Annotated in this window: 7 protein-coding genes and 8 tRNA genes; 1 reads left to right on the plus strand and 14 read right to left on the minus strand. The window is 43.9% G+C overall.

The window, feature by feature from the left end; translation table 11 throughout:
* Window positions 1–327 precede the first annotated feature (327 nt).
* The 5 genes from lnt to miaB are packed head-to-tail and all read right to left on the minus strand — an operon-like array spanning window position 328 to window position 5,768.
* The gene (gene lnt, locus L1271_RS24220; protein ID WP_235369006.1) at window positions 328–1,905 is read right to left on the minus strand and encodes an apolipoprotein N-acyltransferase; all 1,578 of its coding nucleotides are present in this window, start codon (window positions 1,903–1,905) and stop codon (window positions 328–330) included.
* The gene (gene corC / locus L1271_RS24225; RefSeq protein ID WP_010370418.1) at window positions 1,883–2,761 is read right to left on the minus strand and encodes a CNNM family magnesium/cobalt transport protein CorC; all 879 of its coding nucleotides are present in this window, start codon (window positions 2,759–2,761) and stop codon (window positions 1,883–1,885) included. The genes lnt and corC overlap by 23 nt, the downstream gene beginning before the upstream one ends.
* Before the next feature lie 22 nt (window positions 2,762–2,783).
* Complete coding sequence (gene ybeY, locus L1271_RS24230; protein WP_010370421.1) at window positions 2,784–3,242, minus strand: rRNA maturation RNase YbeY; 459 nt, start codon at window positions 3,240–3,242, stop codon at window positions 2,784–2,786.
* A gap of 3 nt (window positions 3,243–3,245) precedes the next feature.
* Window positions 3,246–4,280, minus strand: a complete 1,035-nt coding sequence (locus tag L1271_RS24235) for a PhoH family protein (protein ID WP_010370423.1) — start codon at window positions 4,278–4,280, stop codon at window positions 3,246–3,248.
* A 54-nt stretch (window positions 4,281–4,334) separates the two neighbouring features.
* On the minus strand, window positions 4,335–5,768 hold the full coding sequence (gene miaB, locus L1271_RS24240) for a tRNA (N6-isopentenyl adenosine(37)-C2)-methylthiotransferase MiaB (RefSeq protein ID WP_010607359.1): 1,434 nt from the start codon (window positions 5,766–5,768) through the stop codon (window positions 4,335–4,337).
* A gap of 230 nt (window positions 5,769–5,998) precedes the next feature.
* Between miaB and L1271_RS24245 the strand changes: the two genes are divergently transcribed.
* Window positions 5,999–7,165 carry an FAD-dependent oxidoreductase gene (locus tag L1271_RS24245; RefSeq protein WP_235369007.1) on the plus strand — a complete coding sequence of 389 codons (1,167 nt, stop codon included), beginning with the start codon at window positions 5,999–6,001 and terminating at the stop codon, window positions 7,163–7,165.
* Window positions 7,166–7,480: 315 nt separating this feature from the next.
* Here L1271_RS24245 and L1271_RS24250 read toward each other — a convergent pair whose 3' ends face one another.
* The 9 genes from L1271_RS24250 to L1271_RS24290 form a co-directional block, all read right to left on the minus strand.
* Complete coding sequence (locus L1271_RS24250) at window positions 7,481–8,035, minus strand: hypothetical protein (RefSeq protein WP_235369008.1); 555 nt, start codon at window positions 8,033–8,035, stop codon at window positions 7,481–7,483.
* An 86-nt stretch (window positions 8,036–8,121) separates the two neighbouring features.
* Window positions 8,122–8,206, minus strand: a tRNA-Leu gene (locus L1271_RS24255).
* Between the two features lie 41 nt (window positions 8,207–8,247).
* Window positions 8,248–8,322, minus strand: a tRNA-Gln gene (locus tag L1271_RS24260).
* Window positions 8,323–8,453: 131 nt separating this feature from the next.
* A tRNA-Leu gene (locus L1271_RS24265) sits at window positions 8,454–8,538 on the minus strand.
* A 9-nt stretch (window positions 8,539–8,547) separates the two neighbouring features.
* Window positions 8,548–8,624: transfer RNA gene (locus L1271_RS24270), tRNA-Met, on the minus strand.
* A 2-nt stretch (window positions 8,625–8,626) separates the two neighbouring features.
* A tRNA-Gln gene (locus L1271_RS24275) sits at window positions 8,627–8,701 on the minus strand.
* Between the two features lie 39 nt (window positions 8,702–8,740).
* Window positions 8,741–8,825: transfer RNA gene (locus L1271_RS24280), tRNA-Leu, on the minus strand.
* A gap of 41 nt (window positions 8,826–8,866) precedes the next feature.
* A tRNA-Gln gene (locus L1271_RS24285) sits at window positions 8,867–8,941 on the minus strand.
* Window positions 8,942–9,103: 162 nt separating this feature from the next.
* Window positions 9,104–9,188: transfer RNA gene (locus L1271_RS24290), tRNA-Leu, on the minus strand.
* Between the last annotated feature and the right edge of the window lie 36 nt (window positions 9,189–9,224).

Below are 9,224 nucleotides of genomic sequence, written 5' to 3' on the forward strand. Positions count from 1 at the left end.
CATTAGATATCGCCGCGTAAAGCGGCTCCTACGAGACGTTATATATTATGTGTAGGAGTGATTTCACATCGCGATATGGCATTAGATATCGCCGCGTAAAGCGGCTCCTACGAGACGTTATATATTACGTGTAGGAGCGATTTCACATCGCGATATGGCACAAAAGCTCGCCGCGTAAAGCGGCTCCTACCAGAGTTATATATTGTGTGTAGGAGTGATTTCACATCGCGATATGGCATTAGATATCGCCGCGTAAAGCGGCTCCCACCAGAGGTTATATATTACGTGTAGGAGCGATTTTACATCGCGACAGGTACAACACCGCAACTACAAAAAGTTGCGTTCAAATCGCTTAAGCACTATGGGCTTTACCTTTGCAGCGGTGAGTATCAGCATAATAAAAGTGACAATAAACCAGATGGGGCGATTACCATGCTCTGCATACCAGCTCACTCCACTAATTAGTTTTACATCACTTTTCAGTATATTGGCTTCGAATTGTGGAATGACATGCTGAACTTTGCTAAGCGGATCGTAAACACCAGTGATACCATTATTCGTTACTCGAATTAATGGGCGCTGTAATTCTAAGGCACGCATGCGAGCGATCTGCATATGCTGATGCGGGCCGTGGGAATCTCCAAACCAAGCGTCGTTGCTCACAGTAAAAAGAATATCTGACTCAGAGGTAAAGTTACCTCTGACAAGCTCGCTAAATGCAATTTCGTAACAAATAGCGGGTAACACATGCAAACCGTTCGCAAGTAGGTTTGGTTGTACCGCATCACCTCGAGTAAATGACGACATCGCTAAGTTAAAAAGAGGCGCAATAGGACGCAATAGGTCTTCGAATGGCACAAACTCACCAATAGGCAACAATTGGTGCTTCTGGTAGCGGTTTTTGTGCAGATAGTGATATTGCCCTTCGCTGTCTTCTTTTTCCTTTTTACCAAGCGTGATCAGCGTGTTGTACGCGGTTCTGGTATCAAACTGATAATCGGGAATGCCCGTTATCAGCGCCGTGCCATTAAACGCGGCGGCTTTGTCCAGCCCTTCTAAAAATGGATAGGCGATATCTTCAAATTCAGGAATAGCGGCTTCCGGCCACACCACTAAATCAACGCCTTGCCAGTTAGGTCTGGTCATATCTCGATATTTAGACATGGTAGGCCAAAATTGCTCAGGCTCCCAGCGCAGACTCTGCTTGATATTACCTTGTACAAGTAAGGTGGTGATTTCATCTCCAGAGTATTTTAGTGGGCCTTGAATGATTGGCACACTGTATAGACCGGCAATGCCGGCAAAGCTGACTATGGTGAGATAAATCGCACGTTGTTTAAGTAGATAGTAAAGGCTTGTTATCGCTAGAATAACTAGCAACGTTAAGCCAAATTCACCGATCCAAGGGGCTAAACTGCCCAGAGGCGAGTCAGTTAACGTATAACCAAAGCTAAGCCAAGGGAAACCTGTGAGCATGTGGCCTCGCAGCCACTCAGTAATGGCAAACCCCGCAACAAGTGCCAGCACCCGTTGCCAAGGTGTGCGAGTAAAGTAGCTAGCAAAAGCAAATGCCAATGTCGGGTAGATGGCAAGATAAGCACATAGTAATGCCATCAACAGCACTGAGACAGGTAAGGGTAAACCACCAAATTCAGCGATAGAGACATGCACCCAGCTTATGCCAAGGGCAAACCAGCCAAAGCCAAATAAGAAGCCATACTTAGCCGCGAGCTTTGGACAGGGTTTATCGGTAAGCCAAGTCGCTATAATCAAGCTGACAAACGCGATAGGCCAAAAACCAAAAGGGGAATAAGCAAAAGTAAGCGCACAGCCAGAAATGAGTGCCAGCCATGCAAACTTATCTTTTGCGAGATTACTCAGGTTAGATACTAGAGTCTTCAACATGTTCAGATTTAGGTACACTTACTTGAATTTGTAAGATCCTCCGGTTATCGGAGTTAGTTACCTTAAACTGAAGGGGATCTATGTCTATAGTTTCACCACGGCTTGGCATATGGCCAAATGCATGAAGAATAATACCGCCAATGGTATCGGCTTCTTGGGTGTCGTAGTTGGTTTTGAAGAACTCGTTGAATTCATCCAAGGGCGTGAGTGCTTGTACGGTATAAACATGTTTAGACAGCTGACGAATATCTTGTTGTTCTTCGTCGTCATCATGTTCATCTTCGATTTCACCAACAATGGTTTCGAGAATATCTTCGATAGTTACCAGTCCAGATACACCGCCGTATTCATCAATCACGATAGCCATATGGTAACGTTTTTGACGGAATTCGTTGAGCAGGGTATCGACACGCTTACTTTCAGGCACGACCACAGCGGGACGAAGATATTCGCGGATACTTGGCAAATCGCTCTCTTCGCGCAAAATCAAAGGTAAGAGATCTTTGGCAAGTAAGATGCCTTCTACGTGGTCTTTGTCTTCACAAATCACAGGAAAACGCGAGTGTGAAGATTCTACCATCATAGGGAGTTGGGCACTGAGCGGCTCATCTACATCAAGTGTAATCATTTGCGAACGTGGGATCATGATGTCACGTACTTTCAGCTCTGAAACGCTGAGTACACCTTCCATCATGTCTTTGGTTTCTGGGTCAATCAGCTGGCGCTCTTGCGCATCAGCGATGACTTCAGCCAGTTCTTCTTTATTTTGGGGTTCCCCTTGCAGCATCTGTGTGATGCGTCCCAGCCAGGTCTTGCTAGAAGAACCCTGACTACTTTGCGAGTTATCGTCGCTCATTAGTTGTGTCTGCTCCGTTAATTTAACAATCGTCTCTGTAAGGATCTGCGATATTCAAAGAAGCGAGAATTTGCTTCTCTATTGTTTCCATTTCTACCGCGTCTTGTTCATTTATATGGTCAAATCCAAGTAAATGCAAGCAACCATGGATAACCATATGGGCGAAGTGGTCATGAAAGGTCTTTTCTTGCTCTATGGATTCTTGGTATACCACTTGGGGACAAATAATTAAATCACCAATAAGTGGCAACTCAATTCCCGGTGGCGCATCAAATGGGAAAGACAACACGTTGGTTGGCTTGTCTTTGCCCCTGTACTGGCTATTGAGCTCTTGGCTTTCGTGCTCGTCTGCGATGCGAATCGTTAATTCCGCTTCTTCACGAAATTGCGTTAATGCATGCTCTGCCCATAATTGAAATTGTGCTTCGGATGGCAAGTTTTCAAACTCACAAGCCAATTGCAAATCTAGCATTAAGTCCATGGTTTATTCCTCAGAAGGTTGCTGTTTCGCTTGATGCTTTTCAGCTTTAGCGAGCCGCTCTTGTTCTTCTTTCTTCTCGTATGCTTCGACGATACGAGCAACCACAGGGTGTCTAACTACATCGTGAGATTTAAAGAAGTTAAATGAAATTTCTTCTACATCATTGAGCACTTCTATCGCATGACGAAGTCCAGAGCGCGCACCACGAGGTAAATCGATTTGGGTGATATCACCGGTGATCACCGCTTTTGAATTAAAGCCAATCCGCGTTAGAAACATCTTCATTTGTTCAGTCGTGGTATTTTGGCTCTCGTCCAAGATAATAAACGCGTCATTGAGTGTTCGACCACGCATATACGCCAAAGGTGCAACTTCGATGACATTTTTTTCGATTAAGCGCTCAACTTTTTCAAAACCAAGCATCTCGAATAGGGCGTCATAAAGTGGACGAAGGTAAGGGTCGATTTTTTGTGTTAAATCACCTGGTAAGAAGCCCAGCTTTTCACCAGCTTCAACTGCTGGACGAGTGAGGAGGATGCGACGTATTTCTTGACGTTCCAGCGCATCAACCGCTGCTGCAACAGCAAGGTAGGTTTTACCAGTACCCGCAGGACCAACACCAAAGGTAATATCGTGAGTTAAGATATTAGCGACATATTGGCTCTGATTTGGGTTACGAGGCTTAACCACACCGCGACGAGTCTTAATATAGACTTCTTTGTCCCACACGGTTGGGGCGTCTTGCTCAAGTACGTTCGCTTCTGTGATGGCCAGATGAACCTGATCTGGTTCGATTTCTGTCATTTTTCCTTTCACAGGCTGAGTATCAACATATAGAGATTTTAGAATATCCACAGCTGCTTTTGCCGTTACCGCTTGTCCGGTCACTTTAAACCAATTGTCACGGTGCGCGATTTCAACTCCAAGGCGACGTTCTATTTGTTTTAGATTTTCGTCGAACGGACCACAAAGTGAAGAAAGGCGGTGGTTATCTGCGGGTTCTAAGTAAATTTCTATATTCTTTATCTGATTACTCAAAATGTCTTCCTATAAAAATGACGCTAGCCGAAGCTAGCGCACAATTTAAAAATGCTAGGGGGTAAAAGTACCAACACCTAATTCGTTAATTTCAGGTTCTTGTGGTGCTTTATTTAAGATATCCGACGGTTTTACGTCACGACGTAAATCCATTTCTGCTTCAGTACGGATAAGCTCACCACGTAACGAGTTCGGTAACGCCTCAGTAATACGTACATCGACGAATTGGCCGATCACTGAGTGTGGACCTTCGAAGTTTACAACGCGGTTATTTTCAGTTCTACCACGCAGTTCCATTGGGTTTTTCTTCGATGGGCCTTCAACCAAAATACGCTGCTCGGTATCGTGCATCTTGCGGCTGATATCCTGCGCCATTTGGTTGATACGGTTCTGTAGAAGATAGAGGCGTTCTTTCTTTTCTGATTCCGCAACATCATCAGGTAAGTCGGCTGCTGGTGTTCCTGGTCGCGCCGAGTAGATGAAACTAAAACTCATATCAAAACCGATATCATTAATCAGGTTCATAGTTGCTTCAAAGTCTGCGTTCGATTCGCCTGGGAAACCAATGATGAAATCTGAAGACATGCTTAGGTTCGGACGGATCTTACGTAGCTTGCGGATCGTTGACTTGTACTCAAGCGCAGTATGACCGCGTTTCATAAGGTTTAGAATACGGTCTGAACCACTTTGTACCGGTAGGTGTAAATGGTCAACAAGCTCTGGCACATCCGCATAGGCTTCAATGATATCTGGTGTAAATTCAACCGGATGAGATGTTGTATAACGAATGCGGTCAATACCGTCAATTGCTGCAACGTAGCGAATTAAGTCAGAGAAGTAACAAATTTCACCATCGTGCATTTCACCGCGATAAGCATTTACATTCTGACCGAGTAAGTTAACTTCACGCACACCTTGCTCCGCAAGCTGAGCAACTTCAAGGATAACGTCATCTAAAGGACGGCTTACTTCTTCGCCACGCGTGTACGGTACAACACAGAAAGTACAGTACTTAGAGCAACCTTCCATAATTGAAACAAATGCACTCGGGCCTTCAGCCTTTGGCTCAGGGAGACGGTCAAATTTTTCAATTTCAGGGAAGGAAATATCAACGACAGCACCTTCTTTGCTTTGCACCTGCTTGATCATCTCTGGTAGGCGGTGCAATGTTTGTGGGCCAAACACGATATCAACAAATGGAGCACGCTGGCGAATGGTGTCGCCTTCTTGTGACGCTACGCAGCCACCAACACCAATAACAAGATCGGGGTTTGTGTCTTTTAGTAGTTTCCAACGACCAAGTTGGTGGAATACTTTTTCCTGTGCCTTCTCACGAATCGAGCAAGTATTGAGTAGGATCACATCAGCTTGCTCAGCTTCTTCTGTAAGCTGATAGCCATTTGTTGAATCCAAAAGATCCGCCATTTTCTGGGAGTCATACTCGTTCATCTGACAACCCCAGGTTTTAATATGCAGTTTTTTACTCATTTAAATATTGCCTCGTTTACAACTCGGTGTTTAGCACTACGCGTTTCTCGTGCAGGCGATGCTGAATTGATATCATTATGCCTAAAGGACGCGTATTTTATATGACCTATCTTGTCTAGCCAAGTATAGATTTTAACTTTCAAAATGTGGATCAATACAGGGTGTTTTAAGCAAACATCTGTTTTTATATGCGTTACAATGCGCAAAGACTCAATTAAGTGGAATATGGCATGAAAAACAAGGCTCTGATAGTCGGTGGTGGCATGGTTGGCGCGGCGTGTGCTGTGAAGCTAGCGAAGCAAGGTGTTGACGTAACCATTATTGAACATTCTCCCATCTCACCTGATGCAATACTCGCAAGTGATAAGGTAGACATTCGCGTTTCTGCTATCAATCGCTTTTCCGAGCAGTTACTAGATGAGCTCGGTGCTATGCCTGTGTTAAGAAGCACCAGAGCTGCGGTTTACAAGCAGTTAGAAGCCTATGAGGATAAGCCAGGACAATTGGTATTTGATTGTGAAGCGTTAAACGCCTCGCACTTAGGCCACTTAATTGAGAATAACCTCATTCAAGCTGCATTGTGGCAACAGTTTGAGGAATTTGATATCAAAGTGGTTTCACCAGAGGGGATCCCAAAGCGCATTGTTCATAATGAGGATTCCGTGACGATTGAGTATCAAGCAGCATCCTTTACCGCCGATTTGTTAATTGCTGCCGATGGTGGCCGTTCTATCGTCAGACAAATGAGTGGCATAGGCGTGACTGGTTGGCAATATGAGCAACATTGTATGGGGCTGCTGATTAAACTCGACGCGCCGCAACAAGAAAAAACATGGCAGCAATTTAAGCCGTCAGGTCCCATTGCCTTTTTACCTATGCAGTATCCGTATGCCAATCTGATTTGGTATGACAACGGCAATAAACTCAATTTACTTAAGCAACTAGATAAGCAGGCGCTAAAACAAGAAGTAAAAGCTGCATTTTTTGATCTACCCGGTGACTTTGATATTGAAGAAGTGGCGGTTTTTCCTTTAGCAAGGCAACATGCTAACCAATACGTGAGCGAACGAGTGGTATTAGTAGGAGATGCAGCTCATACCATTAATCCGTTAGCAGGGCAGGGAGTAAATCTTGGCTTTAAAGACGTAGCGGCACTTGCCGAAGCGATTGAGGCAAAAGAAGATATTGGTGATAGCAGCGCACTACATCATTACGAGTCAAAGCGTAGGAAAGACAACCTCTTGATGATGAGTATGATGGATGCGTGTTATTTTGGCTTTTCGAATCAAGTAACACCGTTAAAGCATTTGAGAAATCTGGCGCTGAATGTGGCGAATAAAGCTGGGCCGTTAAAAAAAGAAGTGCTAAAGCACGCTATGGGAGGAGTTGGTTTTTAATCTTTGTTCTCTACACTGAGCGTGTTATACCAATTTACTTAATTAAGTGATCTTTTTGAAGGAGCAAGTATTAAGATAAATTGGTATTACTGCACGCTTCATTATTTAACCTGAGGTTTGGATAAGGAATGAGCTAGCTCATTGTTTTTAAAATCATTAAATTATTTTCTTATCTAGCCAGAGAGTTTTGGGGATAACTAGGCGAATTTACGCACCAATAGCTGGCTATTGGAAGTGAATTCAACACAGTTAGCGCTAAAACTAGCTGCTAGAAAGGCATTATTTATCCGAAGCTTAGGTTATTTAGTGCCGAGATCATCTCATCAGTGTTAGCTTATCGACGACATACATCAAGGTATTAATATCAAATTTGCCATCTAGCCTTAATAACCAATCACTGTTGGGCTGCAAAATGTAAGCAGTTTGAACCCCTGAAGGTCTGATAGAAGAAAAAATATGTTTTGCTCCGTGAGTAGCGGTAAATACATTTGCTTCGTCTATAACGCCAAGCTCAGCACTGACTTTCTGCATGTCTTCACTCTGTATATCAAACGTACCATTGAAAGCTCGTGTCATAAACTCAAGGGGTGTTAAATCATACTTGTTAGGTAGACCAGCAAGTGCGGTAGCGCCAGTTATCCAGCTTAACGATAGTTCAGAAGAGTTGTCGTTAATCACAACTGAGTAGGTATCGTTAGTAAAAGTTTGGAATGAAACTTTATTTGCCTGCTCCGAGGGCTGACAGTAGCTAAAATGCTTGAGTGCTATTTCTATGTGTGATGGAGAGCAAATTGAGCTAGCCTTCGCTTCTACAAAGCTAAGTATACTGAAAATGATTAATGAAAATAAAAGAAATAAAGACTTTAGCACTTTCTTTCCTAACATGGAGAAAGTTTAAAAGTAACATTAGAAAAATGAGCTAGGAATGAATAGATAGGAAAGAGATTGTTACTAAATGGTGCGGAAAGAGAGACTTGAACTCTCACATCCAAAGATACTGGAACCTAAATCCAGCGCGTCTACCAATTCCGCCACTTCCGCACAGTAGATATTTTATTTGTAGCTAACATCTCAAAAAGAGATGGCTGGAGTACCAGGATTTGAACCTGGGAATGGCGGGATCAAAACCCGCTGCCTTACCGCTTGGCGATACTCCAGCAATAGAGGTAAGTTCAAATCTTATTTAGCCCAGATTTGAGTTAGGCTACCTTACCGCTTCCACTTCGTGTCGAGGCAATACCCAGCAATAGAGGTAAGTTCAAGCGTTTGAGTTCTACTTGAAAGAACATGGTGCGGAAAGAGAGACTTGAACTCTCACATCCGAAGATACTGGAACCTAAATCCAGCGCGTCTACCAATTCCGCCACTTCCGCATTTGTAAATGGTGGCTATGCCCTGATTTGAACAGGGGACCCCATCATTATGAGTGATGTGCTCTAACCAGCTGAGCTACATAGCCATTGGCTGGAGTACCAGGATTTGAACCTGGGAATGGCGGGATCAAAACCCGCTGCCTTACCGCTTGGCGATACTCCAACGAAATAAAATCTTTTTGAGTTCTGATTTAAAAGAACATGGTGCGGAAAGAGAGACTTGAACTCTCACATCCGAAGATACTGGAACCTAAATCCAGCGCGTCTACCAATTCCGCCACTTCCGCACAGTAGATATTTTATTTGTAGCTAACATCTCAAAAAGAGATGGCTGGAGTACCAGGATTTGAACCTGGGAATGGCGGGATCAAAACCCGCTGCCTTACCGCTTGGCGATACTCCAACGAAAACTCAAATCTAACTTAAATTGCTGAACCCAGGATTTGATTCTGGGGGTGGATGAGTGAGGGATCAAAACCTCTCTCTTCTCTGCCTTACCGCTTCCACTTCATGTCGAGGCGATACTCCAACGAAAATTTGATTGTTTTAGTTCCAATCGAGAACATGGTGCGGAAAGAGAGACTTGAACTCTCACATCCGAAGATACTGGAACCTAAATCCAGCGCGTCTACCAATTCCGCCACTTCCGCACAGTAGATATTTTATTTGTAGCTAACATCTCAAAA

It is taken from the genome of Pseudoalteromonas sp. OF5H-5, from assembly GCF_021530695.1.
Taxonomy (GTDB): domain Bacteria; phylum Pseudomonadota; class Gammaproteobacteria; order Enterobacterales; family Alteromonadaceae; genus Pseudoalteromonas.